Origin of the sequence: Brachybacterium fresconis (genome assembly GCF_017876515.1) — a bacterium.
Classification (GTDB): Bacteria; Actinomycetota; Actinomycetes; order Actinomycetales; family Dermabacteraceae; genus Brachybacterium; species Brachybacterium fresconis.
This window is the reverse complement of record NZ_JAGIOC010000001.1, coordinates 3,356,656-3,382,350: the sequence shown is the minus strand read 5'-3', so window position 1 is coordinate 3,382,350 and position 25,695 is coordinate 3,356,656. Positions and strand designations below refer to the sequence as shown.

The 25,695-nt window shown below is 71.2% G+C and carries 21 protein-coding genes; 8 read left to right on the top strand and 13 right to left on the bottom strand.

Annotated elements, in window-relative coordinates; translation table 11 throughout:
• Window positions 1–161 precede the first annotated feature (161 nt).
• The gene (locus JOF44_RS15050; protein WP_209893129.1) at window positions 162–1,271 is read right to left on the bottom strand and encodes an FAD-dependent oxidoreductase; all 1,110 of its coding nucleotides are present in this window, start codon (window positions 1,269–1,271) and stop codon (window positions 162–164) included.
• An 86-nt stretch (window positions 1,272–1,357) separates the two neighbouring features.
• Between JOF44_RS15050 and JOF44_RS15045 the strand changes: the two genes are divergently transcribed.
• A complete protein-coding gene (locus JOF44_RS15045) occupies window positions 1,358–1,933 on the top strand; it encodes a helix-turn-helix domain-containing protein (RefSeq protein WP_209893126.1) in 576 nt (191 codons plus the stop codon).
• Between the two features lie 301 nt (window positions 1,934–2,234).
• Window positions 2,235–3,014 carry a PrsW family intramembrane metalloprotease gene (locus JOF44_RS15040; RefSeq protein ID WP_209893124.1) on the top strand — a complete coding sequence of 260 codons (780 nt, stop codon included), beginning with the start codon at window positions 2,235–2,237 and terminating at the stop codon, window positions 3,012–3,014.
• Window positions 3,015–3,180: 166 nt separating this feature from the next.
• Here the strand turns inward: JOF44_RS15040 and JOF44_RS15035 are convergent, their stop codons facing one another.
• On the bottom strand, window positions 3,181–3,840 hold the full coding sequence (locus JOF44_RS15035) for a TetR/AcrR family transcriptional regulator (protein WP_209893121.1): 660 nt from the start codon (window positions 3,838–3,840) through the stop codon (window positions 3,181–3,183).
• 86 nt (window positions 3,841–3,926) lie between these two features.
• On the opposite strand from JOF44_RS15035, the gene JOF44_RS15030 reads away from it, so the two are divergent.
• A complete protein-coding gene (locus JOF44_RS15030; protein ID WP_209893118.1) occupies window positions 3,927–5,144 on the top strand; it encodes an FAD-dependent oxidoreductase in 1,218 nt (405 codons plus the stop codon).
• A gap of 69 nt (window positions 5,145–5,213) precedes the next feature.
• Here the strand turns inward: JOF44_RS15030 and JOF44_RS15025 are convergent, their stop codons facing one another.
• Window positions 5,214–6,278: a GTP-binding protein gene (locus JOF44_RS15025; RefSeq protein WP_209893115.1), complete on the bottom strand. Its 1,065-nt coding sequence runs from the start codon at window positions 6,276–6,278 to the stop codon at window positions 5,214–5,216.
• 188 nt (window positions 6,279–6,466) lie between these two features.
• On the opposite strand from JOF44_RS15025, the gene rpmG reads away from it, so the two are divergent.
• From rpmG to JOF44_RS15010, 3 genes are read left to right on the top strand one after another with little or no spacing between them, the layout of a single operon-like run.
• Window positions 6,467–6,634: a 50S ribosomal protein L33 gene (rpmG, locus tag JOF44_RS15020; protein WP_209893112.1), complete on the top strand. Its 168-nt coding sequence runs from the start codon at window positions 6,467–6,469 to the stop codon at window positions 6,632–6,634.
• Entirely contained in the window at window positions 6,634–6,939 is a 306-nt protein-coding gene (gene rpsN, locus JOF44_RS15015; protein ID WP_209893109.1) for a 30S ribosomal protein S14, read from the top strand. The genes rpmG and rpsN overlap by 1 nt, the downstream gene beginning before the upstream one ends.
• Before the next feature lie 40 nt (window positions 6,940–6,979).
• Window positions 6,980–7,240, top strand: a complete 261-nt coding sequence (locus JOF44_RS15010) for a type B 50S ribosomal protein L31 (protein ID WP_209893106.1) — start codon at window positions 6,980–6,982, stop codon at window positions 7,238–7,240.
• 159 nt (window positions 7,241–7,399) lie between these two features.
• Here the strand turns inward: JOF44_RS15010 and JOF44_RS15005 are convergent, their stop codons facing one another.
• Window positions 7,400–8,467, bottom strand: a complete 1,068-nt coding sequence (locus JOF44_RS15005) for a GDSL-type esterase/lipase family protein (protein WP_209893104.1) — start codon at window positions 8,465–8,467, stop codon at window positions 7,400–7,402.
• 148 nt (window positions 8,468–8,615) lie between these two features.
• Here JOF44_RS15005 and JOF44_RS15000 point away from each other — a divergent pair, with 148 nt between their 5' ends.
• Together JOF44_RS15000 and JOF44_RS14995 are read left to right on the top strand one after the other, a co-directional pair.
• Window positions 8,616–10,157, top strand: a complete 1,542-nt coding sequence (locus tag JOF44_RS15000; protein ID WP_245348966.1) for an FAD-dependent monooxygenase — start codon at window positions 8,616–8,618, stop codon at window positions 10,155–10,157.
• 240 nt (window positions 10,158–10,397) lie between these two features.
• Window positions 10,398–10,778, top strand: coding sequence for a MazG nucleotide pyrophosphohydrolase domain-containing protein (locus tag JOF44_RS14995; protein WP_209893098.1), 381 nt, complete (start codon window positions 10,398–10,400; stop codon window positions 10,776–10,778).
• A 175-nt stretch (window positions 10,779–10,953) separates the two neighbouring features.
• Here JOF44_RS14995 and JOF44_RS14990 read toward each other — a convergent pair whose 3' ends face one another.
• The 9 genes from JOF44_RS14990 to JOF44_RS14950 form a co-directional block, all read right to left on the bottom strand.
• Window positions 10,954–12,372, bottom strand: coding sequence for a phosphoglucomutase/phosphomannomutase family protein (locus tag JOF44_RS14990; RefSeq protein WP_209893095.1), 1,419 nt, complete (start codon window positions 12,370–12,372; stop codon window positions 10,954–10,956).
• A gap of 52 nt (window positions 12,373–12,424) precedes the next feature.
• Entirely contained in the window at window positions 12,425–13,618 is a 1,194-nt protein-coding gene (locus JOF44_RS14985) for a Gfo/Idh/MocA family protein (protein WP_209893092.1), read from the bottom strand.
• A gap of 399 nt (window positions 13,619–14,017) precedes the next feature.
• Window positions 14,018–15,982, bottom strand: a complete 1,965-nt coding sequence (locus tag JOF44_RS14980; protein WP_209893089.1) for a glycoside hydrolase family 35 protein — start codon at window positions 15,980–15,982, stop codon at window positions 14,018–14,020.
• A 201-nt stretch (window positions 15,983–16,183) separates the two neighbouring features.
• A complete protein-coding gene (locus JOF44_RS14975) occupies window positions 16,184–18,193 on the bottom strand; it encodes a beta-galactosidase (RefSeq protein WP_209893086.1) in 2,010 nt (669 codons plus the stop codon).
• A 229-nt stretch (window positions 18,194–18,422) separates the two neighbouring features.
• Window positions 18,423–20,153, bottom strand: a complete 1,731-nt coding sequence (locus JOF44_RS14970; RefSeq protein WP_209893083.1) for an ABC transporter ATP-binding protein — start codon at window positions 20,151–20,153, stop codon at window positions 18,423–18,425.
• A gap of 94 nt (window positions 20,154–20,247) precedes the next feature.
• A complete protein-coding gene (locus JOF44_RS14965; protein WP_209893082.1) occupies window positions 20,248–21,615 on the bottom strand; it encodes a serpin family protein in 1,368 nt (455 codons plus the stop codon).
• Between the two features lie 361 nt (window positions 21,616–21,976).
• Window positions 21,977–22,927, bottom strand: a complete 951-nt coding sequence (locus tag JOF44_RS14960; RefSeq protein WP_209893079.1) for a carbohydrate ABC transporter permease — start codon at window positions 22,925–22,927, stop codon at window positions 21,977–21,979.
• A complete protein-coding gene (locus JOF44_RS14955) occupies window positions 22,924–23,808 on the bottom strand; it encodes a carbohydrate ABC transporter permease (RefSeq protein WP_209893077.1) in 885 nt (294 codons plus the stop codon). Before JOF44_RS14955 ends, JOF44_RS14960 begins: the two co-directional genes overlap by 4 nt.
• Window positions 23,805–25,139 carry an ABC transporter substrate-binding protein gene (locus tag JOF44_RS14950; RefSeq protein ID WP_209893075.1) on the bottom strand — a complete coding sequence of 445 codons (1,335 nt, stop codon included), beginning with the start codon at window positions 25,137–25,139 and terminating at the stop codon, window positions 23,805–23,807. Before JOF44_RS14950 ends, JOF44_RS14955 begins: the two co-directional genes overlap by 4 nt.
• Between the last annotated feature and the right edge of the window lie 556 nt (window positions 25,140–25,695).

The following is a 25,695-nucleotide window of genomic DNA, read 5'->3' as shown; positions in this document are numbered from 1 at the left end:
CCGGACGGGCGGTCCGATGCGGTGCGCGGGTCGACCGCGACCACGTCGTTGTGCTCCCGGGTCGCGCTCACCGAGCCGTCGTCGAGACGGATGAGCGCAGCCTGTTCGCCGACGAAGGAGCGACCACGTGCTCGATGGCACCCAGGGTCGGGTCCGGCAGATCAGACCACGGCACCCTGCTTCTGCGCAGCGACCGCGGCGTCCGCGTCGGCCATCACCAGCATCCCGTTGATGTGGCCCCCGGCGAGCGCACCGCCAGCGGCCGACGGCCCCACCTGGGCGCTGGGCTCCGCAGCGTTGCCTGCGACCCACACCCCGGGCACCTCGCTGACCCCGGCGAACCCGGCGGCGATCTTCTGGCCCATGCCGCCGCCGGCTTCCTCGAGCCGCAGCCCGAGGTCCTCCAGACCCTCCATCCGCGGAGACAGCTCGGTCGCGACCGCGAGGGCGCTGCGGGCCACGACCTCGCCGCCGGCCAGGCGCACCCCGGCAAGTGCGCCGTCGGGCCGGTCGACGATCTCCTCGATCGGGTCCTCGAGGAGACGGACGCCGCGGGCGACAAAGCGCTCGCGGGTCGCCTCGTCGATCTCGAGACCGGCGGCGAAGACGGTGATGTCGTCGCTGAGCTGGCGGAACATCAGCGCCTGGTGCAGGGAGGCGGGGCGGGTCGCGATGATGCCGATCGGCTGATCGCGCACCTCCCAGCCATGGCAGTAGGGGCAGTGGACGACGCTGCGGCCCCAGTGCGCGGCCAGTCCCGGGATGTCCGGCAGCTCATCGCGGACGCCGGTGGCGAGCAGGAGTCGGCGCGCGGTGAGGCGGCGTCCGTCGACGAGATCGACGGTGAAGCGCAGGTCCCCGTCGGCCGCAGGATCCGCGGCACGCGCCGCGGCGACCTCGCCGGCCAGGACCAGGCCGCCGTACTGGCGCACCTCGGCGCGGCCGCGCTCGAGGTAGGCGGCGGGGGCGGTCCCCTCGTTGCCGAGCAGCCCGTGGATCCCCTCGGCCGGGGCGTTGCGGGGCGTGCCGGAGTCGATCACGACGACGCTGCGGCGGGAGCGGGCGAGCATCAGAGCGCCGCTGAGGCCGGCGGCGCCCCCGCCGAGCACGGCGACGTCGACCGTGCCGGCGGGCAGCTCGTCCTCGGCCGCGGCGCTGGTCAGGGAGTCGACCGGGCGCGTCGGCGAGGTGCCGAGCCGCGTCTCGTCGGCGACCGGACGGTTCTCGGACGTGGATGCGAGTGAGGTGGTGGGCGTGAGCGGGGTGGTCATCGGGGTCCTCTCGTGGTCGGGCACCTCCGTCGGGAGGCATGCTCCGACCGTAGACAGCCATACCGCAGACGCATAGAGTTTTGCCTATGACGCAAGAAAGCTCCGGTGCCCACGGCGTGGACGGCCTCGTGCGCCGTCGGATCCGTGCCCTGCGTCTCGCGCAGGGTCTGTCGCTGGGCGATCTCGCCGCCCGCGCCCATATCAGCCAGTCCACGCTCTCGCGGATCGAGAACGGTCAGCGCCGTCTCGCGCTGGATCAGCTGGTGACGCTGGCCCGCGCCCTGGACACCAGCCTCGATGAGCTGGTCGAGATCGCCACCGAGGAGGTCGTCTCCCACCCGATCCGCGACCACGGTCTGGACTCGCTGCGCTGGCGGATCCGCCACTCCCCCGACACCTCGATCCTGCGCCGCCGCGTGACCGAACCGACCCCGGATCCCTCGCGGATGCGCGCCCACCCCGGCCACGAATGGCTGGTGGTCCTCTCCGGCACGCTCATGCTGCTGCTGGGCGAGCAGCGCCACCGGGTCCGGACGAATCAGAGCGCCGAATTCGACACCATGCTCCCCCACGCCTTCGGCGCCGAGGGCGGCCCGGCAGACGTCCTGATGATCGTGGACCCCGCGGCCCGGCGGGGGCACCGGGAGGATGCCGGAAACTGACGGCGGATGTCACGGACTGCGAGCGGGGACGCGGGCCGAGCGCGGAGCCCGGCTGCAGGCGCATACTGGGATCGACGCCGCCGTCCGACGACGCCTCGCCTCGGGTGGACGGGCACGATCCCGCCGCAGGAAGGATCGTCCGATGTCCTCGATACCTCCGGGACCCGAGACCCCTGCGGCGCCTGCGCCCCACGCACCACCTCCCCGCCCGACCGCTCCGGCGGCGACCACCCGGCCGACGGCTCCGGGGCCGGCCGCCCGGCCGACGGCACGAGCGCAGACGCCACCCCCCGCCCCTTCAGTGCCGACCTACCCCTGGTACCTGCGCTTCTCATGGACCCTCGTCCTCGCGACAGGAGTCCTCGCCTACATCGTCACCTTCGTGATCATGCTGCTGACCAGGAACCCCACCATGCTGCCGACGGTGCTGCTGGTCGGTGCGGTCACGATCCCGCTGACGGTCCTGCTGTTCGCCCAGACCAGCCGGGCCGGGGCGATCGTCCCCACGTCGACCATCCTGGTCACCGCCACCCTCGGCGGGCTCTTCGCGATCTGCGCGGCCGGACTCGTGGAGTCCCTCGCGGGGCTGTTCCTGGGCCGGGCTTCCATCCTGCTGGTCGGGGTGATCGAGGAGACCGCCAAACTGGTGATCCCGCTGATCGTGCTGGCCCTGGCGCACCGGTCCACACGCGGTGGCGGCATCGTCATCGGGATCGCGGCCGGCACCGGCTTCGCTGTCCTGGAGACGATGGGCTACGGCTTCAACGCACTGCTGGCCAGGAACGGCGGGCTCGGTGCCCTCGACGTGACGCTGATCCTGCGCGGCATCCTCGTGCCCGCCGGCCACGTCGCCTGGACCGGCGCGATCTGTGCCGCGCTGTGGTACCTCGTCGAATCGCCCCACAAAGGTCGCGGTGTGCTGGCGCTGGCCTGCGCGTACGTCGGGGCCATCGTGCTGCACACCGCCTGGGATGCGACCACCAGCGGGGCCGGGCACCTGCTGATCGGGCTGATCAGCGTCGCGACACTGCTGACGCTGACGATCCTCGCGCACCGCAGCTTCGTCCGCCGGGCGCGGTGATCGGACCTGCACGTCGTGCCGACTCGACCTCGGGCCTCGGGCGTCGTGCCGACTCGACCGTGAGCCTCGGGCCTCGAGCCGGCCCGGTCTGGAGCCTCGGGTCGACTCCGTCCAGAGCCTCGCGCATCGGGTCGACTCAATCCGGAGACTCGAGCCTCGGGTGGGCTCAGTCCGGACCCTCCCGCCGACGCGGCTCGAGCAGACCGCGCAGCGCCTCGGACTCCGCCGTGGCCAGCTGCCGCACGGCCTGCGGGCCGAGCTCCGCGAGATGCGCGACGCTCCACTCGTCCATCGCCCGCACCACCGCGAAGACCAGGTGCCGCTGCAGGTCCCGAGGCAGCGTCTCCGTGATGTGCCCGCCGCGCCGACCCACGGCGAGGACCGCGTCCACCCAGTCCCGCACGTCGGCCAGCAGCGCGGGGCGGGCTCCCGCGGCGCCGGAGGACGGGTCACCCGCATCCGGCGCGTCCGAGAGGTAGAACATCCGCCCGAGGGCCGCGAGATCGGCATCGGTGGCGGCCAGCTCGGCGAAGCGCGCGACGAATTCGTCGATCCCGTCCCAGAACGCGGGGCCCGCGAAGCTCTCCGGGTCCGGTGGACGCAGGCGCTCCGCGACCCTCGCGGCCAGGCTCGCGACGATCTGCTCGAACAGATCCGCCTTCGAGTCGATGACGTGATAGAAGGAGCTCTTGCTCATCCCGACGGACTGGATGATCGCGTTCAGCGAGGCCCCGCGGAACCCCGCGGCGGAGAACTCCGCCACCGCCGCGGCCTCCAGCGCAGCACGTCGCGCCGTCGGCACCCTCGAGAGCCCGCTCTTCGCCATGACCCCACCTTAAAGGCACTGGACCGGGTGGTCCACTCCGGCGTACCGTGAGTGGACCACCCGGTCCACAACCCTTGGAGGTCCCGATGACCATCCGCACCATCCCCCTCGACGACCAGGACGACGCCGCCCGCCACGACGACCTGAGGATCCTCGTCGTCGGCGCCGGGGTCGCGGGCCTCGCCGCGGCCCAGCTGCTCCGCGCCGACGGCCACCACCCGATCCTCGTCGAGCGCCGGGCACCCGAGGCGGACGACGGCTACATGGTGGCCCTCATGCCGCTGGCCGACGGACCGATCGCTGATCTCGGCGTCCGGGAGGAGTACCTCGCCCGCAGCGTCGCCCTGGACCGCTTCCGGTTCCGTGCGCACTCCGGCCGCTCCCTGCGCACCGACGGACTCGAGGACGTCATCGGCCGCTACGGGGACTACCGGGGACTGACCCGCGGCACCCTGCTCGAGGTCCTCGCCGGCGGGGACGCGGCGGTCACCCATCGCACCACGGTCACCGGCCTCGACGAGGACCCCGACGGACTCACCGCCATCCTCGAGAGCGACGGCGCGACCCGGACGCTCCGCGTCGACGCCGCCGTGATCGCCGACGGGATCGGCTCCCGGACCCGCGACCTCCTCTCCGGTGCCGCGCCCCTGGATCGGGTCGAGACCGGCTGGGGCGGCTGGGTCGTGTGGACCCCTGCCGACGCGGACTCCGGCCTCGGCGAGGAGCTGTGGGGCGACGATTTCTTCGTCGGCACGTACCCGGTGCCGGGCGCGCTGGGCGCCTTCGTCGGCGGCCCCGAGGAGGAGACCGGACGTCGGCCCGCCGCCTTCACCGACGTCGTCCGTCGCAGGCTCGGGACCGTGCCGCCGCGGATCGAGGACGCGCTGCAGGCCGTCGCCACAGCAGAGGATCCGTTCTTCTGGCCGCTCGCCGACGTCCGTGCCGCCTGGTGGACCACGCGGCGCACGGTCCTGCTGGGAGATGCGGCGGCCGGCTTCCTGCCGACCGCCGGCATCGGCGCCGGCATGGCGCTGGAATCGGCCTGGGTGCTGGCCTCCCACCTGCGCGATGCCACGCCCGAGACGATCGGCGAGGCGCTGGCCGCCTACGAGAGCGCCCAGCGGCCCCGGGTCGAGACCGCACAGGACACCTCGCGCAGCCTGGCGCGGTTGATGTTCCGGCGCGGTCGCGCACTGGCGACCGGGCGCGACCTCCTGCTGCGCGTGCTCAGCATCGCAACGGCGCTGCGCCCCATCGTGCGACTCCTCGCCGATCGACCCGCCCTGCCGGTCCGGCCGCGGTGACGCGCAGCGCCGCACGGCCCGACCGGCCGGGACCCGCAGATCACCCGACCGCCCGCCATCCGCGGAGCATCAGACCCGGACGTCGCGCTCCCCGAGCCACGGCGCGAGGTGATCCTCGGTCCCGAGCCAGAGCTCGAGGCCCGCGGACCACTCCCGCTCGGTGAGCAGACTGCGGGCGAACGCCGTCCGGACGCGCTCCGCGTCGGCCGCGTCGACGCCCGTGACCACGAGGTGGGTGGTGGGCAGCTCGCGGCCGGTCCGCCACACGGCGCCGATCGAGACCTGCCCTCCGGCCCCGTCCCACTGGCAGATGCTGTCGGGACGATCGGGGACCCAGAAGCGGCCGCGCTCGCGCAGCCGTCCGGCCCCGAGGGCTTCGATGTTCTCGAGCAGACGCCGGGGATGGAATGGCCGCTCGGAGTGCAGGTCGAGGGTCCAGGTGCCGTGCTCCGTCGGCCCGCCGTACGGCTCGACGTACCGGGCGTCCCGCCGTCGCAGAGCGATCAGATGATCCAGGCGGCCTTCCAGCGCCTCGTCCGCCCCGAGAGCATAGGGCCCCTGAAGCAGTCGCTGCTCGGGAGCCCGAAGATGCTCGACCAGCTCCGCCCCGGGGCCGGCGGGATCCCCGTCGATCACGAGCTGCTCGGCGTACTCGATCTGCGCGGCGAGCGCCTCGCCGACGCTGCGGGCGTCCCCGACGGCCCACTGCAGGCCGCGCTCGGCCAGGGTGTCCTCGCCGAGCAGGTCCTCGACGGCCGCCTCGACATCGATCACGCTCACCGCGCTCGCCAGATGCCAGTCCCCCTGATGCGGGCGGAGCGTGCCGACGACGACCGAGGGGTCGGCACTCAGCGGCGGGGCGAGCACGATGGCGCGGACATCCGGGATCTGCGCGAGGCGGCCGAGCGTCGGCACCGCGTCCTCGCGCATGGCGCAGGAGACGCAGGGGTGATCCAGATCGACCTGCTCGTGCTCGAGAACACCTTCGGCCGACAGGACGAGCCGGCGCAGCGAGGAGGTGCTCGCCTGGACCTCGTAGCGCAGGCAGATGACGCCGGCGGCGTCGAGCATCAGGCTCGCGACCTGCGCGTCCCGCAGCACAGCATCGACGGCGGTGACCACCGCGACAGGCACGGAATACACACCTCCCTCGTGTCGTTGAAAGTGACCGGAACCCGGGACGCCCTGCATGGCGCCACCACCTCTCCTGCTTGACGATAACGATTCTCAACAAGTAGTATCGTCGTCCTCCACGCGGTGCTGTCAAGCCGACGGGACCCTCCCGAGCTCCCACCGCCTCACCTCTCCCGGAAGGAGCAGCCATGGCCAGGAAGACCGATGTGCGCAGCGCGGTCACGCTGCGCTCGAGTGCCGGCACCGGCACCGCCTACAGGACCACGAAGAACCGCCGGAACACCCCGGACCGCCTGGTCATGCGTAAGTACGATCCGAAGGTCCGCGGCGTGGTCGAGTTCCACGAGACGCGCTGATGGCCAAGACCTCGAAGATCGCGGCCGAAGCCCGGCGCCGCCGGGTCGTCGCCCAGCACGCCGCGGAGCGTTCGGCGCTGAAGCGGTCCGTCAAGGACCCCGCCAGCTCGACCGCCGAGCGGCTCCAGGCGCAGCGCGCTCTGCAGCGCCTCCCGCGCGATGCGAGCCCGACCCGTCTGCGCAACCGCGACGCGATCGACGGCCGGCCGCGCGGACATCTGCGGAGGTTCGGGCTCTCGCGGGTCCGCTTCCGCGAGGCGGCTCACCGCGGCGAGCTGCCCGGCGTCACGAAGTCCAGCTGGTGAGGGCGCTCGTTCGCCCGACTCACCCCGACAGGAGAGAACCATGAAACAGTCCATCCATCCCGAGTACCGTCCCGTCGTCTTCCGTGACACGGGTGCCGACTACTCGTTCCTGACCCGCTCCACCCGCACCGCGGAGAAGTCCGTGACCTGGGAGGACGGGAAGGAGTATCCCGTCATCGACGTCGAGGTCTCCTCGGCCTCGCACCCGTTCTACACGGGGAAGGCGACGGTGCTGGACACCGCCGGCCGCGTCGAGAAGTTCCGTCGGCGGTACGGCACGGCGGGGACCACCTCCGCCTGAACCGCGACCACCGGGGCGACCGCACTCCCTCGACGACCACCCCGCGAGCCGCTCCTCCCTCGGGAGGGGCGGCTCGCGCCATGTCAGCCCGCCGGGACGTGCGGCCGGTCAGGCCGTGCGGGCGGTCAGGCCGTGCGGGCGGTCAGGCCGTGCGGGCGGTCAGGTCGTGCGGCCGGCCCGGGCCGGCAGACGCTCGGTCCGCGGGGGCCGGCCCCGAGCCGCCTCGGCCAGCTGCGGCGCGAGGCGCTTCGCCATCACCCGGTAGCCCTCGGCGGTGGGATGGAGCAGATCGCCGAGCAGATCCAGCTCGTCGGTGGAGACGATCTCGGTGCCGTCGATCAGGGTGAGCATCCGGTCGTGCTGCTGCAGACTGCGCACGCAGCGGTGGATGATCTCGCGGACGTCCCGCTGGTCGAGCCCCGCGGCGTTGGGCTGCTCCTCGCGGTGGGCCCCGGCGGCGGTCGGGCTCATCACCACGATCGGGGCGTCGACGAGCCGCCGCACGTGGGTGAGGAAGCCGATCACCGTCGGCGGCAGGCTGCGGGCGGTGAAGGTCCCCGCGCCGTACACGTTCGCGCCCAGGCACACCGTGACCAGGTCCGGACGGGCCTCCCCGATCGTCTCGGCAAGCGGCGGGTCGAGGTGGCACTGCCCGGACATGCCCAGTGCCGTCAGCTCCCAGGAGTTCTCGGCGGCGACCAGCGCCGGCCAGGTCCCCGTCGGACTCGCGGCCTGGTTGCACTGGGTGATCGAGCTGCCGTAGACCGCCCACCGCAGGCCGCGCGGGGCGGCCGGGGTGAGCTGGGCGGCACCGTCGAAGACCACCTCCGCCACACTGGTCGGCACCGAGTGCGGCAGCCACAGCTCCACGCGCACGGGCGTCCCGGGCAGCTCGATGCGGGCCGAGGTGCGTCCGTCGATCCCGACCGTCCGCGCGAGCGCACCGTCGACCACGATGTCGGCACAGGGGACGGGATCCTCCGGTGCGGGTGCGCTGGTCAGTGTGATCTCGAGGGCGCTCGCATCGGTGTCCACCTCCAGGCGCACGCCGTTGGGCACGCGGGACCGCTCCTCCATGTCCGCCGACATGATCTGCGCGAGGTGCTCGGGCCGCACCCTCCACGACTGCTGGCCCTCACCGGTGGTGGTCCAGGTGGCGGCGCCGTGCCACGCCTCCGGAAGGTCCGAGGGGAGGGCGGGGAGTCGGTGGGCGGCGGTGCGGGGCATCGGTTCTCCTGTCGCGGCAGCGATGCCACGGGCGCAAGGGTGAGGACGACGCAGATCGTACAGCTGCTGCCCCGAGACGCGGCGGAGTCGACAGGACTACCGTGGAGCCAGGACTCGGCGCGACGCCGCGTCGATGGGAGGCACCACCATGGTCAGTACCACGAATCCCTCGCTGCTGGAGACAGAGGTGCTGATCGTCGGCGCCGGCCCGACGGGCCTGATGGCCGGTCTGGTCCTGGCCCGCCGCGGGGTGGATGCCCTGGTGATCGACGGGAAGTCCGGGCCGACGCGGGAATCTCGGGCCCTGGTCCTCCAGGCCCGGAGCATGGAGATCTACGACCAGCTGGGCCTGGCCGAGCAGGTGCTCGCCGACGCGAATCCCGCGCGGCGCCTCCAGATCGGGACCGATGCCGCCCCCGCGGGTGCGGATATCTTCGCGGCGCAGACCGGCTGGACGCGGCACCCCGGGGTGCAGGTCTTCGAGCAGTCCCAGAACGAGGAGCTGCTGGCGACGACGCTCGAGGCCGAGGGGCACCCGGTCCGCTGGGGCCACCGCCTGGCGAACCTCGAATCCGGAGCATCCGTCGGCGACGAGCGTGTCGAGGTGCTGGCCGAGGGGCCCGACGGTCCGGTGCGGATCCGTTGCCGCTGGGTGATCGGGGCCGACGGCGCGAGCTCCCCGGTGCGCCATGAGCTCGGCCTGCCCTTCGAGGGCGTCACGGACGACGCGACCTTCTGCGTCGCGGACCTGCGGGGCGTGGCAGGGGTGCCCGACGACGCGCTGATGGCACGATTCGGCGAACGCCGGTTCGCGATCTCGTTCCCGCTGGGCGCCGGCGGGCACGCGCGGCTGGTGTGGCTGCACGGCGACGACGACCCCGGGCAGGAGGAGGCGCTGGCCGCGGCGCGCGAGGACCTCGGGATCACCTACGACACCGTCGACTGGTTCTCCGCGTACCGGGTCCACCACCGGGTGGCCGCGCACTTCCGCCGGGGGGCGGTGTTCCTCGCCGGGGACGCCGCGCACGTCCACTCCCCCATCGGCGGGCAGGGGATGAACACCGGTCTGCAGGACGCCCACCACCTCGCGAACCTGCTGGCGGACGTCGCCGCCGGGCATCTCGACGCCGCCGCGCTGGATCGGTACGAGGCCGAGCGGCGACCGGTGGCGATGACGCTGATCAACGCCACCGACCGGGTCTTCGGGGCCATCGCCCGGACGGGCCGCGGGACGGCCTTCGCCCGACGACGCGCCCGTCCCGTGCTCGCCGCCGTCGTGCCGCGGATGCTCGCCTCCCCGCTCGGCCCGTATCTCGCCGGACTGGTCGGGCAGTACCGGATCCGGTACCGCGCCTCGGCCGACGGAGAGCCCGTGCCGCGGTGGGCCCGCGACCGCGCCGTCGGCGTGCGCCTGCCGCCGACAGCGGCGAACCGGGACGTGCTGCGATCGATGAGCTGGCAGCTGCACACCTACGGCATCGAGGCGGACCGGCCCGTCGTCCCCGATTGGATCGAGGGGCCGTACACCTTCACCCCGGACGGGAACGGCAGGCTCCGCGAGGATCGGCTGTACCTGGTCCGTCCCGACGGCTTCGTCGCCGCGTCCTTCCCCGTGCACGCCGGGGCGATCGCCACCGCCGACGTGCGCGAGGCGCTCGAGGCCTACGGGGCGGTGGGCGGCGCCAGCTGATCCGCGCCGAGCTCACGGCTGACCTCGCCTCCTCCCCCTCCCCCCCCCTCCCCGGCGAGCTCTACGTTCTCGGTGCCAAACGGCGCTATGGGACCAAGAGTGCAGATCTCGCCGGGCAGAAGCGCAGCTCGCCGGGCAGAAGCGCAGCTCGCCGGGCAGAAGCGCAGCTCGCCGGGCAGAAGCGGAGGTCTCCGGTGGGTCGGGCCGGGCCGGCTGGGGAGGAGCCGGTAGGTTGCTCGGATGGAGCTGAATCACCTCGCCGACCGCATCGAGAAACTCTCCGCGCAGTATGCGGAGGTCTACGACATCGAGAGGTCCGGGCAGTGGGCGCTGCTGAAGCTCACCGAGGAGGTCGGGGAACTCGCGCAGGCGCATCTGACCGCGTCCGGGCAGAGCCGTGACCGCGGCCGTACGCCCGAGGAGCAGGAACGTGTGGTGGCCGACGAGCTGGGCGACGTGCTCGGGATGTGCCTGGTCTACGCGCGACAGATGGGCATCGACCCCGAACAGGCGGTCGCCGACAAGTGGTTCCGGTACGAGCGCGCCGGGTCCGCCGCCGTCGGCCAGCCGCATGGTGCGAACGGTTCACCCCTCGGCGCCTCCGCTGCGAGCGACAGCTGACCGCGGCTGTGCCGGGATGAGCTCTACGTTCTCGGTGCCACATGAGCTTTTGGGAACGAGAGCGCAGAGCTCGCTGGGCGGGATGCGAGCTGGGCGACGTGCTCGGGATGTGCCTGGTCTACGCGCGGCAGGTGGGCATCGACCCCGAACTTGCCGTCGCCGACACGCGACCGCGTCAGTCCGTCAGCGCGAAATGGTCGGCGACCGTGCGGGACAGCTCCCTGGCCTCCTCGGCGGTGCCCGCCTCGGCGAACACCCGGATGACCGGCTCCGTGCCGGAGAAGCGGATGGTCAGCCAGGAGTCGTCGGCGAAGTACACCTTGCAGCCGTCCTCCCAGGAGATCCGGTCGATCTCCCGGTCGAAGGCGGGCAGGTCGTGCTCCTCGAAGATCCGTCGCTGCAGCTCCTCGCGGCGCGCGGGCGTGTATCCGTAGGAGGACTCCTCCATCACCAGCTCGCCGTAGCGCTCGACGAGGTCGGCGTAGATCTCGGAGAGCTTCTTCCCGGACCGAGCCACCATCTCCACCAGCAGGCTGCCGGCCTGGATGCCGTCCTTGCCGGGGATGTGGCCGCGCACGGTGAGCCCGCCGGAGGACTCCCCGCCGATCACGGCGTCGGTCTCCGCCATCTTCGCGCTGATCCACTTGAAGCCCACGGGGACCTCGTAGCAGGTCTCGCCGTGCGCGGCGGCGACCCGGTCCAGCAGGTGGGTGGTCGAGAGGTTGCGCACCACCGGCCCGCGCCACCCTTTTCCGCTGAGCAGGTACTCGTACAGCAGCACGAGCACCTGGTTGGGGCTGAGGTAGTTCCCGCGGTCGTCGACGATGCCGAGCCGGTCCGCGTCGCCGTCGGTCGCGATGCCGAGGTCCGCGCCCTGGTCCAGGACTGACTGCCGCAGCGGCGCGAGAGAGCCTTCTGCAGGGGACGGCATGCGACCGCCGAACAGCGGGTCATGACGGGCGTTGATGACGGAGACCTCGCAGCGGGCGCTCACCAGGATCGTCTGCAGGCTGGTCTGGGCCACGCCGAACATGGGGTCCAGCACCACGGAGAGGTGGGCGTGACGGATCGCGTCGAGGTCCAGCTGCTCGATGATCGCGTCCAGATACCAGTTGATCGAGTTCTGCTGGGTGACCAGGGGGCTCTCGCGCACCTCGTGCGGGGCGAGGGAGCGCACCCCGGCAGGGTCCAGGGTGGCGACGTGCGCGGAGAGCTCATCGGTGACCTCCACCTCGGCATCACGGCCGCCTTCGGTGAACACCTTGATGCCGTTGTACAGAGCCGGGTTGTGGGAGGCGGTGACCGTGATCCCGTAGGCGCTGCCCTGCTGCTTCACGGTCCACATGCACATCGGGGTCGGGACGGGGCGGGTGATGACGGTGACCGGCACATCATTGGCCGCGAGCACCTCGATCGCCCACCAGGCGGCGACATCGGAGAGGAAGCGACGGTCATAGCTGATCACGACTCCGCGTGCGACCACGCCCTCGTCGTGCATCCTGTCCGCGAGACCCTGCGCGAGCAGGCGCACGTTCTCGCGGGTGAACTCGTCGCCGATGATGGCGCGCCAGCCGCCGGTGCCGAATCTGATCATGGGAATTCCTCCTGGGGGGTGGGGGTGGTTTTCCGGACTCGTCGCGGGGCCCTCAGGCCCCGACGGCCTGCGAAGCCTGCTGCCCGCCGTCGAAGTACCGGACGATCTCGTCGGGGACCGGCGGCACGTCGTACGGCACGCCGCCGTGACGGATGGACTCCGCGCCGTAGACGCCGGTGGCGACCGCCTCGCGGGCTGCGACCGCGGAGACGTCGGTGACCCCGCCGTGGCGCACGAACTCCAGGAACTCTGCGACCAGGTTCGGGTCGGCGCCGCCGTGACCGCCGGTCGCGCGGGCGACGACCTCGACTGCATCGGGGCGCCCCGGGCCGGAGCGGCGGGATTCCCAGATGTGGATCTGGTCCCCGCTGCCGTCGCCCATGTTCTCGATCCGGCCGGCATCGCCGATCACCGTGTAGTTGCGCCAGTAGTCCGGCGTGAAGTGGCACTGCTGGTAGGAGGCGAGCACTCCGTTGTCCAGCGTCATGGTCAGCATCGAGATGTCCTCGACGTCGATGACGGGGTTGAGCTCCTTCTGTTCCGTCGGCGGCCAGGTGTCCTCGTCGTACCAGTCGCCCATCAGCCGGTCGGAGTTGTCGCGCCGGTCGGTGACGTCTCCGTAGACGGCCAGGTCACCGATCCCCGAGACGCGCCGGGTGTAGCCGCCGGCCAGCCAGTGGATCACGTCGATGTCGTGAGCGCCCTTCTGCAGCAGCAGGCTGGTGGCCTTGGACCGCTCGGCGTGCCAGTCCTTGAAGTAGAAGTCGCCGCCGGTGCCCACGAAGTGCCGACACCAGATGGCGCGCACCCGGCCGATGCGGCCGGAATCGACGATCTCCTTCATCTGTCGGATCACCGGCATGTGGCGCATGTTGTGGCCGATGTACAGCCGGGTCCGCTTCTCGTGCGCCAGCGCCAGCATCGCGTCGGTGTCCTCGACGCGGATCGCCATCGGCTTCTCGCAGAAGGTGGGGATGCCGGCATCGAGAGTCTGCAGCGCCACCTCGGCGTGGGCGAAGTCCGGCGCGAGGATCATCACCGCATCGACCTCGTGCTCGGCGAGGAGCCGCTCGACCGAGTCGACGGTCGCGATCTCCGGCCCGAAGCGTTCGCGGGCGAGGTCCCTTCCCCGCCGGGACGGGTCCGCGACGACAGTGACGCGCGATCCCTCCCCGGGATGATGGGCGTGCGACGCCAGGGTCGAGCGCGCACCGAAGCCGATCACGCCGATACGGAGGTCTGTCATGGGGTGGCATCACTTTCGACGATGGACACGGAGGACTCGCCTTCATCCTGACCTCACCGACCGCGCGGCGCCAGGGGATTCGTGTCGCAAGAACGATGGTCAACGTAGGTGAAAGCATTTACCCCGCGGTCTCACCATGTCAAGGCACCGACGCCTTGATCGATGAGCTCACCGTCACAGGGACGTCGCCGGGAGAACGAACCCGCGACCCTCGCCCCGATCCCGTCCTCCCCGTCCTCGCGGTACGAATCGGCGACCGTGGACGGAGCCGGTCGTCCCCACCGCATCCAGCACATCACGCTTCTCGCAATGCGTCCGGTGATCGTGCTGTTTCCCGCCGACATCCCCGGCGCTCCCGCGAATCGGGTCCGACCGGGCGCGGTCGCCCGACCGCCCTCCTCAGCGATCCGTGCGCCCGAAGATGTGCCGCTCGGCGAGCGCGAGGCGCGTCGGACGCTTCTCGAGGTCCAGCAGGAGGACCTCGTTGCGTCCCTCCCGGATCAGCGGCGCCGGGACGTAGAGGGTCTGCTGCGGACCGATGTTCCAGTACCGGCCCACGCAGAAGCCGTTCACGTAGGCGACGCCGTGGCCCGCGCCGGAGACGTCGAGGAAGGTGTCCGCCTGCTCGGGCGCCGTGAAGGACGCGCTGACCAGGACGGGCAGCGCGTCATCGAGAACGGCCTCTCCTCGGCCGCCGACGCTCAGGCCGGCCTCAGCACTCGACCCGACCTCAGCGCTCGGCCCGGCCTCCGCACGCGCTCCGATGTCCTCGCGCCCCTCGAGCTCCGACCCGGCCTCGACCAGGGCGGCGAGCTCGTCGGCCATCTCCTCCAGCGGCCAGGGATCAGCCTCCCAGTCGTTGAGGAAGCGGACGGACTGCCACACCCCGCCCAGGATCCCCTTGCGCTCGCCCAGGTACGGCCCGAAGTTCACGCGGCCCAGGTTCTCGACCAGGATCTCCACCCGCACGGTGCGGTGCCCGCCGCGCGGCAGCAGACGGTCTGCGAACGGGGTGAGCTCGACGAGGGCGGGATCGATGTCCCGCTGCTCGTCGCCCACCACGCCGGTCGCGCCGACGTAGATCCCGTCGACGTACACCCAGGCCCGATCATGCAGGTCATACAGCTGCAGCGGGGCGATCTCGGGGCAGCCGTCCCGATCGGCCACGGCGATCTCGATGTCGCGGCTCAGGCGCAGCAGGCCGCGTTCGAGGCCGAGGTCCTCGAAGGATGGCGGGGTCGGGTGCACGGGGGCGGGGCGCGTGAAGCGCTCGGTGCCGCGCAGGGCGATCATCCTCTCCACCGTCACCTCGGCCGCCGGCAGACGCGCGGGCACGGCCGCGAGGCCGAGCTGTTCCAGATGCTCCTGCAGCGGGGGCAGATCGCGGTGACGGGCGACCACCTCGCGGAAGGCGCGGAACTTCCCCGTGAGCTCGCCGTTCTCCGCGATCGGGGCGTCGTAGTCGTAGCTGGTGGTGGTGGGCTGCAGGGCGCCGTCGTGGTTGGCGCCGGCGCGCAGGCCGAAGTTCGTGCCGCCGTGGGCCATGTAGAAGTTCACGCTCATGCCGGCCCCGAGCATGTCGGCCAGCTCCCCGGCAGCGTCTCCTCCGGTGCGTTCGTGGTGCTCCTCGCCCCAGTGGTCGAACCAGCCGTTCCAGAACTCCATGCACATCTGCGGCTGGGCGGGCAGCTCGCGCTCGGCCATCTCGAGCACCTGCAGGGCGCGGGAGCCGAAGTTCACCGTGGCCAGCGCCCCGTCGACGGTGCCGCCGCTCAGCCACATGCGCGCCGGACCGTCGGAGGTCACAAGCAGCTCGTCGATGCCGCGCGCGATCAGACCGTCGCGCAGGTGTTCGAGGTAGGCGGTGTCGTCGCCGAAGCTGCCGTACTCGTTCTCGACCTGGACCATCACGACGGTGCCGCCGCGGCTCGCCTGCCGGGAGGCGATCACCGGGATCAGGTGGTCGAACCAGGCGTCTACCTGCGCCAGATAGGGCGCGCTGCGGTTGCGCAGACGCAGGTTGCGGTCGGCGAGGAGCCAGCCGGGGAAGGCGCCGTTCTCCCATTCGGCGCAGATGTAGGGCCCCGGGCGCACGATCGCGTCGAGGCCCTCCTCCGCTGCGATGTCGAGGAAGCGGCCCAGGTCCGCCATGCCGTCGAAGTCGACGACGTCCGCTGAGGGCTGGTGGACGTTCCAGGCCACGTAGGTCTCCACGGTGTTGCACCCCATGGCGACCAGGCGGCGCAGGCGGTCGCGCCACTGCTCGGGGTGGACGCGGAAGTAGTGGATCGCCCCGGAGATCACGAGGTGGGAATCCCCGGCGCGAAGGAATCCGTCCGGGGTGGGCTGCAGCAGGGCGGACATCGTCGGTCGTCCTCTCGGTGAAACGTCTTACATCAGTCTGTCAGGAATCCGGCCGACGGGACACCCGGTGGCCGCGGGCCCGGCCGCCGCTTCCGAGGACCGGGCGCGGAGCCCGATCGCCGCCGGGGCTCGTGCGCGGAGCCCCGCCGCCGTCGAGTCGACGCTCCGCGCGACCGGTCCGGCCGACGGCAACCCCGGGCCTCAGCTCTCCTGGATCACGGCGGCCGATCCGGCAAGCACCGTCAGCGCTCCGTCCGCCTCGGCGCCGGTGAGCATCTCGTGCCCGCTGACCTGCACCACCTGATCGCGGTCGGAGTGGTTGAGGACGAACAGGTAGGTGGTGCCGTCCTCGGCGAAGCGGCGCACGGCCTCGACGTCGCGGTGCAGCCCCGGCACGGTCGGCTCCACGCCGGCGGCCGCGATGATCTCGCCCGCCAGCGTCTCGAGCCCCTCGGCCGACGGGCGAGCGGCGACGTACCAGGCGGCGCCCTCCCCCACCACCTGGCGGGTCACCGCGGGCCAGCCGTGCAGAGGGCCGTCGGCCCAGGTGCGCACCGCGTCGGCCCCCTCGAGGTGCGTCCTCTCGCTCCACAGGTCCGCGGCGGTGCCGTCGTCGAGATGAAGGATCTCGCCCTTCAGAAGCGGATGGAACTCCTCGCTGCGCACGCCGAGCAGGTCGCGGAAGGCGCCCGGGTAGCCGCCCAGGCGCACATGGTCGTTCTCGTCGACGATCCCCGAGAAGAAGGTGATCACGACCTGGCTGCCGGCGCGCGCGGCCTCGGCCAGGCGTTCGGCGTCCTCGTCGGCCACCGTGTACAGCGTGGGGGCGAGCACGAGGTCGTAGCCGGTCACGTCGGTGCCCGTCGGCACCAGATCGACCCCGACGCCGAGGTCCCACAGCGCCGTGTACCAGCGCAGCAGCTCCTCGTTGTAGCGCAGCGCCTGGGTGGGGTGGGAGTCCAGCTCGCTGCCCCACCAGGAGGGGTAGTCCATGACGATCGCGACCCGGTTCAGCACGCGGCTGCCGTGGACGGGAGCGAGGGCCTCCAGCGCCCGGCCGAGCGCGACCGTGCTGCGCCACACCTCGGACTCCTGCCCGGCATGGGGCAGCATCGCCGAGTGGAACTTCTCGGCGCCGGCCCGGGACTGGCGCCACTGGAAGAACATGATCCCGTCGGCCCCGCGGGCCACGTGCGAGAGCGAGTTGCGCAGCATCTCCCCGGGCCCCTTGGCGCGGTTGCGGGCCTGCCAGTTCACGGCGGAGGTGGAGTGCTCCATGAGGATCCAGGGGTCGCCGCCCGCGACGCCGCGGGAGAGGTCCGCCGCCAGGGCCAGCTCGATCTGGCCGCGGGGGTCGGCGGCGATCAGATAGTGGTCGTTGGCGACCACGTCGACGTCGGCCGCCCAGGAGAAGTAGTCCATCCACTTGGTCGCCGAGGAGAGCATGAAGTTCGTCGTCGCGGGGATCTGCGGGGTGACCTCTTCCAGCACCTCGCGCAGGGCGCGGTAGTGGGTCAGCAGCTCGTCGCTGGAGTAGCGGGCGAAGTCCAACTGCTGGGTGGGGTTGGGGTCGGTGGGGGCGGCGCGCGGCGGCAGGATCTCGTGGAAGGAGTCGTAGCGCTGGGACCAGAAGGCGGTGCCCCAGGCGTCGTTGACCTCCTCGATGGTGCCGTAGCGGCGCTCGAGCCAGCCGCGGAAGGCGACGGCGGCATGCTCGGAGTAGTCGTGCGGGACGTGACAGCCGAGCTCGTTGTCGACGTGCCACAGCGCGAGCGCGGGATGGTCGCCGTAGCGCTCGGCCATCATGCGGGTCATCCGCAGCGCGTACTCGCGGAAGAGCGGCGAGGAGACGGCGTAGGCCTGCCGCCCGCCCTGGCCGAGCACGGTGCCGTCCTCGGTGACGGGCAGGATCTCCGGATGGTGGCGGGTCAGCCACGGCGGCGGGGAGGCGGTCGCGGTGGCCAGCGCCACCTTGATGCCGGCCTCACGGAGGTCGTCCATGACCTCGTCGAGCCAGGCGAAGTCGTACTCCCCCTCGCGGGGCTCGAGCATGGCCCAGGCGAAGATCGCGACGCTGACCAGGGTGACCCCGGCCTCGCGCATCAGCTCGATGTCCTCCAGCCTCACCTCACGGGGCCACTGCTCCGGGTTGTAATCACCGCCGTAGGCGATGCCGTCGACTCCGAGGGGCCAGGGGCGTGCAGCGGGCATGTCTCCTCCATCGCGAGAACCGTCGAGCGCTCTGCTCCCAGGGTAGTCGGGGACGTCGCAGCGGGGCCGGGCGACGCGAGACCTCTGGACCCCTCGACGCGCCTCGAGCGGGCCGCCGCTCCCCGATGTTCCACATCTGTGGAGAATTTCGGAGTAACCGGTTCCGGGAGAACGCGTGTCGTCGGCCGCGGTTGACCACCGGGCTCTCTCGACCGCCGCAGTGCACCGTTCAGGCGGCCTGCTCCGCGAAGATCTCCGTGAAGCGCCCGCCCCGGCCCAGCAGCTCGTCGTAGCGACCGCGCTCGATGACGCGGCCCTGGTCGACCACCAGGATCTCGTCCATCCCGCGCAGGGTCCACGCACGGTGGGAGACGACGATGGTGATGCGGCCGGCCTTGGAGCGCTGCAGCTCGCGGAAGATGTCCTGCTCGGCCTCGGCATCGATCGCGCTGGTGGGCTCGTCGAGGATCCAGATCGGTGCGGCCCGCAGGTGGATGCGGGCCAGGGAGATCCGCTGCCACTGGCCGCCGGAGAGGCCCACTCCCCCGTCCCACTGCGAGCCCAGCTGCTGGTCCAGTCCGTTCTCGAAGCCGCGCACCATGTGCGCGGCGTTCGCCGCCTCCAGCGCCGTCCACATCTCCTCGTCGCTCACATCGCGGCGCGGGGTGCCGAGCTGCAGCGACTCGCGCACGGTCAGCTCGTAGCGGCCGAACTCCTGGGTGAGGGTGCCGAAATGGCCCACCCACTCCTGGAAAGGCATGTCCGCGCGGGTGCGGCCGTCGATCGAGATCTCGCCGAACTGCGGGTCCAGGGTGCCGACGATCGAGTTGACCGCGGTGGTCTTCCCGGCGCCGTTGACGCCCACCAGCGCGACGATGCGGCCTTTGTCGATGCGCAGGTCGAGGCCGACGAGCGAGGCCGCGTCCTGGCCCTCGTAGGTATGGGAGATGCCCGAGACCACGAGGGAGTGCGCGTCGCGGGCGAGCGAGGGGTCGCGCGCCTCGCGTCGCATGCCCAGCAGCGTCTCGTAGCGCTCGTACGGGGCACTGCCCTCGACGATGTTCCCGAGGTTCGCGCCGAGGGAGCCGACCGCCCCCATCGCGGCCATCACTCCGTAGACGCCGCCGGCGGCGGCCGGCCCGTAGTGCACCCCCACCACGAGTGCGGCGAGCGCGCCGGCCAGCAGGAGCGAGGTCGCCGCCCCCGCGAGCAGTCGCCAGGAGAGCATGGGGAGGTAGGTCTGCGACTTGCGGGCGGTGATCTGTCCGACCGTCCCGGTGACCTTCGAGGAGATCTGACCGTTGGCGCCCAGAGAGGTCAGCTCGATCGACGACGCCGTCGTGACCAGGTGCTGGTGGAGGTAGCGCGATCGCCAGTAGAGCTTGCCGACGTCGTCCCACATCCGCGAGCTGATGCGGGAGATCCGCTGCGAGGCGAACAGCATCGGGAGCAGGGAGATCAGGACGAACACCGCGGCGAGCGGGCTCATCGTGGCCAGGGTGAGGAACACGCCCACCACCGACAGGATGTCGCGCAGCAGGCTCAGGACGAAGGGATAGAGGAAGGAGAGCTCCTCCTCCGCGGCCTTGTTGCCCGCCTCGATATCGGCTGCGGCCACCGGATCCGCAAGCACCGTCGGAGGCAGCGTCGCCAGGGTGTCGGCGACCTCGCGCTTGGAGTGCAGACCGATGAGATCCACGACGCGCCACTGCATGGTGCCGGCGATCGCTTCGACGGGCCCGGTGAAGGCGATCAGCAGCACGAGGCCCGCGAAGGGCGCGGCGACGTCGTCGAAGCTGTCCGCGCCGGTGAGGGCGCCGACGAACTGCGCCATGAGCACGACCTGCAGCGAGGGGACGGCTGCGACGAGGAGCCCCAGGACCGCGGCCGCCGCGACCATGCACGGGGCGGCCGCCCACGCCTGCCTGATACACCATGCGCCGACGGCGAAGATCCCCATCGGAGAAACCTTTCACAGGGATCCGACACCCGCACCTGGTTTTCCGGACCCCGCGAGGTCCGTGGGTGGTGGCGGGGCCGACGGACGAGCCGTCTCACCGCGTCCGCGTCGGGTCCCCGATCCAGCCGAGGACCAGCGGCGCGCGGGTGCTCGTCTCGAAGGCGACATAGAGGAAGGGCACGTCCAGGACCAGTTCGTGCACGTCCGCCTGCGCCGACGACGCGCCGGCACCCACGGCGGTCGCGGCGGCGGCCTCCATGCCCTCCTCGTCGACCGTGATCACCGCCTTCTGGACCACGTGGGTGAGCATCAGCTCCTCCTCCGAGGTGATCCCGGAGAAGTCGGCGGCATCGGTGAAGGCATCGGCCATCCCGAGCTCCGAGAGCGGACCCTTGAGCTGGTCCTGCCACTCAATGTCGAACCCGGGCAGCGTCACCTCGGTGCTCGCCCGAGAGTCCTGGAGGCCGGCCAGCACGGCGGCGAGACCGGAACCGGACCCGCCGGCGGCCTCGGCACCGCCCCCGGCGACGGCGTCGGCCGTCTCGGACCAGGCGTCGAGCACGGTGGCGACGTCCTCCGTGGGCCGGATCAGGGCAAGGGAGAGCTGCGATCCGTGGGTCTCCAGCGCCGTGGCTCGGCACAGCTCGTCCTCGTACCAGCTGTCGGTGGTGCCGGAGAGCATCTCGACGCTGAGCTCCTCCCCGCCGGCCGCGGTGAAGGTGCCGCCCGCCGCGGTGAGCGGCTGCGGCCAGGCGGCCTTCAGGTGCAGGGCGTTGACGAGCACCAGGCGAGTGGCGGCGTCGAGCATGCCGTCGGGGACGAGGTCTTCGATGAGGTCGTTCGTCGCGTCGGCGACCCAGCCGTTGATCCGCTCGCGGGCCTTCTCCCGTGCGCCGTCGTCGGCGAAGTCGGCCTGATAGACGCCGCTGCCGAACCAGCGGCCCAGACCCTGGACGAAGTCGTCCTCGAGGGCGAGGTCCTCCTGCACCCAGGTGCCGTTCACGAGTGTCGCGACGGCGGGCTCGGGGTCGCCCTCCTTGTCCTCCTCCCGCTCCTCGTCGCCGACGGACGCCAGCACCTGGGTCAGCGTGTTCGCGGCCGCGGCCACGTCGTCGACGGCGCCGCCGAGCACCTGCTCCATCTGCTCCCGCGTAGCCCCGGCGGCGCCGAGCGCGGCCATGGACAGCGCCACCTGGGCCGACAGCGGGGAGCACACGAGGTTCACCGCCTCACGGTCGAGGGCGCCGAGCAGTCGGGCGGTGAACGGGGAGGTCAGCGCGGCGACGTCCTCGACGGGGCCCGGTGCCTCGCGGTCCACCTCGGCGACCACGTCGGGCGCGCCGACCTCGCCGGGCTCGCCCCCGCCGTCGCAGGCGGCCAGTCCCGTGAGGGCGGGCAGGGTCACCCCGGCGGCGAGGAGGGAACGTCGGCGGACTCCGGGGCGGCGAGCGGCGGCGGTCATGCCCTCATCGAAGAGCAGGGAGCCCGCGGATGCAAGCGACCCGGACCTCGGATCGACGTTGTTCGTCCTCGTCCGACGCCGCCGGAACACGATCGTGCCCCCTGACCCGCGGCGTCCGGAACGCGATCGTGCCCCCTGACCCGCGGCGTCCGGAACGCGATCGTGCCCCGCGACCGGAGTCCCCCAGACCGTGATTGTGCGCTGTGCTTCCAACTACGGAAGCACAGCGCACAATCGCGTCGCGCCGGGCGGGGCCGCCCCGCCGGGCAAGGCTGTCGCGCCGGGCGGGGCCGCCCCGCCGGGCAAGGCTGTCGGGCCGGGCGAAGCCGCCCCGCAGGAATGCCGCCTCGGCGGCGGGAGGTCAGCCCTTGACGGAGCCCTCGGTGAGGCCGCCGCGCCAGAAGCGCTGCAGCACCAGGATGAGGATCGCCAGCGGGATCACCGACAGCAGCGCGCCGGTCGTGGTGAGCTGGTAGAACTCCGGCAGCCGGTCGGTCTGGGCCCGCCAGTTGTCCAGGCCCAGGGTGATCGGGTAGAGCTTCTCGTCGGCCAGCATCACCAGCGGGAGCATGTAGTTGTTCCAGATCGCCACGAACTGGAACAGCACGATGGTCACGATCGCCGGAGTCAGCTGCGGCAGCGCGAGGCGATGGAACAGCCCGATCTCCCCCACGCCGTCGATCCGGCCGGCCTCGAGCAGCTCGTCGGGCACCGCGGCGCTCGCATAGATCGAGGCCAGGAACAGACCGAACGGGCTGACCAGCGACGGGATCAACACCGCCCAGTAGGTGTTGGTGAGCCCGATCGAGCTGAACAGGAAGAACAGCGGCAGTGCGACGGCGGTTCCGGGCACCAGCACACCGCCCAGGACGAGCACGTACACGAACCGGCGTCCCGGGAAGCGGTACTTGGCCAGGGCATATCCCGCGGCGGTCGCGAAGTAGGTGGCCAGCACGGAGCCGACGCCCGCGTACAGCACCGAGTTCAGCCCCCAGCGCGGGAAGATCCCGCTGTTGGCCGCGAACACGGCCTTGACGTTCTCCCACAGCTGGAAGCTGTCCCCGAACCAGAAGCCGGAGGTGCCGAACAGGTCCTCGGTCGATTTGGTGGCGTTGATGATGACCCAGTAGACGGGGATCAGGAAGTAGATCGCCACGATCACGAGGATCGCGGTGACCAGGATGGTCGTCGTGGGCTTCCGCCCCGCGTCACGGGCCCCGGCGCGGGTCTCGCGCCCGGCCCGCTTGGCGGCCGACGCCTGACGGCGCTCGTCCGTTGTCGTGGTGTCTTGCGTGGTGTTCGAGGTGGTCATCGACGCTTCTCCGTCCAGGAGGAGACTCCCAGCGCAACCGCCGAGAGGAGGAACGCGGAGACCGCGATGATCACGGCCTGCGCGGCCGCCATGCCGATGTCGTTGTACTGGAACGCGAAGGCGTAGGCGGACATGTTCGGGGTGTACTCCGAGGTGATCCCGGCGCTCATGGTCTGCATCAGTCGCGGCTCGGCGAACAGCTGCAGGGTGCCGATGATCGAGAAGATGACCGTCAGCAGCAGAGCCGGCCGGATCAGCGGCAGCTGGATCGCCGTCGCCACGCGGAAGCCGTTGGCGCCGTCGATCTTCGCGGCCTCATAGAGCTCACCGGGGATCGCCTTGAGCTGGGCGATGATGATGAGCATGTTGTAGCCCGTGTACGTCCAGGTCACGATGTTCGCGATCGACCACAGCACCATGTTGGGGCCCAGGAAGTCGATCTCGAGACCCACCCAGCTCAGCACGTCCACGATCGGGCTCAGCCCCGGGATGTACAGGAACGACCACAGGATCGTGGCGATCACGCCCGGGATCCCGTAGGGCAGGAAGTAGGTGGCCCGGAAGAAGCCCGGCCACTTGGCGCTGGCGCTCTCCAGCAGCAGCGCGAGGATCGTGGCGGCCACGATCATCACGGTCACCTGCACGGCGCCGAACAGGACCATGCGTCCGATCGACTCCACGAAGTTCGCGTTCGACAGGGCCTTGATGTAGTTCTCGAAGCCGGCGAAGCTGTTGGTGATTCCTCCCTCGCCGAGCAGGCCGGAGCGCTCCACCGAGCTGAACGAGTACCCGATCGCCATGATGATCGGAATGATCATGGTCCCGATGAACACCACCAGGAACGGGGCCAGCAGGAGCCAGGGTGCTGTCTTGGACCTCATCGTGCCTCCTCCGCATTCAAGCCCATTTCCCGCATGATCTTGACGATCTCCGTCTGGACCTGCGGGAGCATGTCCACCAGCGGGACCTCCCCGCTGACGGCCGTCGTCATGCCGTCGCCGACGATGGCAGAAGCGCGCTGCATCATCGGAGCCCAGGTCCATTCGAGGTTCTGGCCCTCCGCCATGGGCAGGATGACCTCCTCGTTGTAGTTCTGTCCGGAGAAGAACTCCGACGGCTCCTGACGGGACTCGCCGATGTAGTCCTTGGCCGGCGACCAGCCGATCCCGGAGTACTTGATCATCGCGTCGATGCCGTCGGGGTCGGTGCACATCCAGGTGAGGAACTCCAGCGCCTCGACAGGATGCTTGCTGGTCGACAGCACGGCGGCGGAGGAGCCGCCATGGGCGCCGGAGGCGTACCCGTCGGGCCAGGTGGGCATGGGGGACACGGCCCACTTGCCCTTGCCGTTCGGCACCGACTCGACGAGTGCGTCGGACCACGAGCCGCCGATGGTGGCCAGCACGTTGCCTTCGCCGGCGGCCGCCATCCACGGCGTGGAGAAGGCGCCGTATCCGGTGCCGATGATCTTCGCGGCGAGGATCTCGTCCCAGAACTCGGCGACCCGCATCGAGGCGTCGCCGGTCATGTCGACGATCCAGGCGTCACCCTCGGGCCGGAACCACACGGCGCCGGACTGCATCATCCAGGAGATGAGGTGGGAACCGTCCGACGGGTCGAGGGTGATCAGGTTCTTACCGGCCTCGGAGACGACTCCGGCGGTCTCGCGGAACTCCTCCCAGGTGGCTGGGGGCTGCAGCCCGAGCTCCCCCTCGAGGACCTCGCGGTTGTAGAAGGTGGCCACCGGGCCGGTGTCCTGCGGGACGGCCCAGTACGACTCGCCGACCTTGATCTGGCTGAGAGCGCCGGGGTCGAAGGCGTCGGCCTGGTCGGCGAAACCGTAGCGGGTCAGCTCCGTCAGCGCGCCCGCGAGGGCGAACTCGGGAACCTGGCGCAGCTCGATCTGCGCGATGTCCGGTCCGCCGCCCGCAGAGACCGCGGAGAGGATCTTGGCGTAGCCGCCGGAGTTGCCGCCCGGGATCCAGGTGGTCTCCACCTTGATCCGGTCCTGCTTCTCATTGAAGATGTCAGCGACCTTCTGCAGGTCCTTCAACCAGGCCCAGTAACTCAGGGTCACCGGACCGTCGCTGGGCGGGATGATCGCTTCGTTGTTGACGTTGCCGGGGCTCGGCGGTGCGCAGGCGGCCAGGCCGGCCAGCATCGCTGCCCCGGACCCCGCCAGCGCTGTGCGCCGGGTCAGACGTGGCTTCATCGCTCTCCTTGTCCTTCCTCGTCTTCGAGTTCTCTGTGAGCGTGGCCACCCGGGTGCGTCATGGCACCACCGAGGCGTGAACGTTCACGGATCGATCGTGATCGTACGCGAAGTTCCCGAGGAGTCCCACCCCTGCTCGATTCGAGCCCCGCACTGACGGTGCAGCCGGCTCCGCCACGCACCCCAGAACCGACGTCCCCGTTCCCGGCGGAGCCGACTTCTGCGTTCCCGGCAGAGCCGACCTCAACGTTCCCGGCAGAGCCGACCTCAACGTTCCCGGCAGAGCCGACCTCAACGTTTTTGGTCCCACCAGGCACCTTGGCAACAACTGCGCAGATCTCGGCAGGGAATGGAGCCCGCCAGCCAGCACCCCCACCCCACCCCAGAACCGACCTCTGCGTTCCCGGTCCCACCAGGCACCTTGGCAACACCTGCGCAGATCTCGGCATGGGGGGGGTCGGCCGTCCCGGGGGTAGAGGGCCGGGGGTAGAGGGCCGGGGAGAGGCCCGGGGAGAGAGGGCCGGGGACCGGATGGGACTGCCGGGCCGGGCGAGCT

Coding starts and splice junctions, on each gene's coding strand:
- JOF44_RS14995 (WP_209893098.1), top strand. CDS start 10,398: ATGGAGCTGAATCACCTCGCCGACCGCATCGAGAAACTCTCCGCGCAG.
- JOF44_RS15035 (WP_209893121.1), bottom strand. CDS start 3,840: ATGGCGAAGAGCGGGCTCTCGAGGGTGCCGACGGCGCGACGTGCTGCG.
- JOF44_RS14980 (WP_209893089.1), bottom strand. CDS start 15,982: ATGTCCGCCCTGCTGCAGCCCACCCCGGACGGATTCCTTCGCGCCGGG.
- JOF44_RS14975 (WP_209893086.1), bottom strand. CDS start 18,193: ATGCCCGCTGCACGCCCCTGGCCCCTCGGAGTCGACGGCATCGCCTAC.
- JOF44_RS15050 (WP_209893129.1), bottom strand. CDS start 1,271: ATGACCACCCCGCTCACGCCCACCACCTCACTCGCATCCACGTCCGAG.
- JOF44_RS15000 (WP_245348966.1), top strand. CDS start 8,616: ATGGTCAGTACCACGAATCCCTCGCTGCTGGAGACAGAGGTGCTGATC.
- rpmG (WP_209893112.1), top strand. CDS start 6,467: ATGGCCAGGAAGACCGATGTGCGCAGCGCGGTCACGCTGCGCTCGAGT.
- JOF44_RS15005 (WP_209893104.1), bottom strand. CDS start 8,467: ATGCCCCGCACCGCCGCCCACCGACTCCCCGCCCTCCCCTCGGACCTT.
- rpsN (WP_209893109.1), top strand. CDS start 6,634: ATGGCCAAGACCTCGAAGATCGCGGCCGAAGCCCGGCGCCGCCGGGTC.
- JOF44_RS14955 (WP_209893077.1), bottom strand. CDS start 23,808: ATGAGGTCCAAGACAGCACCCTGGCTCCTGCTGGCCCCGTTCCTGGTG.
- JOF44_RS14985 (WP_209893092.1), bottom strand. CDS start 13,618: ATGACAGACCTCCGTATCGGCGTGATCGGCTTCGGTGCGCGCTCGACC.
- JOF44_RS14970 (WP_209893083.1), bottom strand. CDS start 20,153: ATGGGGATCTTCGCCGTCGGCGCATGGTGTATCAGGCAGGCGTGGGCG.
- JOF44_RS15030 (WP_209893118.1), top strand. CDS start 3,927: ATGACCATCCGCACCATCCCCCTCGACGACCAGGACGACGCCGCCCGC.
- JOF44_RS14960 (WP_209893079.1), bottom strand. CDS start 22,927: ATGACCACCTCGAACACCACGCAAGACACCACGACAACGGACGAGCGC.
- JOF44_RS14990 (WP_209893095.1), bottom strand. CDS start 12,372: ATGATCAGATTCGGCACCGGCGGCTGGCGCGCCATCATCGGCGACGAG.
- JOF44_RS15045 (WP_209893126.1), top strand. CDS start 1,358: ATGACGCAAGAAAGCTCCGGTGCCCACGGCGTGGACGGCCTCGTGCGC.
- JOF44_RS14950 (WP_209893075.1), bottom strand. CDS start 25,139: ATGAAGCCACGTCTGACCCGGCGCACAGCGCTGGCGGGGTCCGGGGCA.
- JOF44_RS14965 (WP_209893082.1), bottom strand. CDS start 21,615: ATGACCGCCGCCGCTCGCCGCCCCGGAGTCCGCCGACGTTCCCTCCTC.
- JOF44_RS15010 (WP_209893106.1), top strand. CDS start 6,980: ATGAAACAGTCCATCCATCCCGAGTACCGTCCCGTCGTCTTCCGTGAC.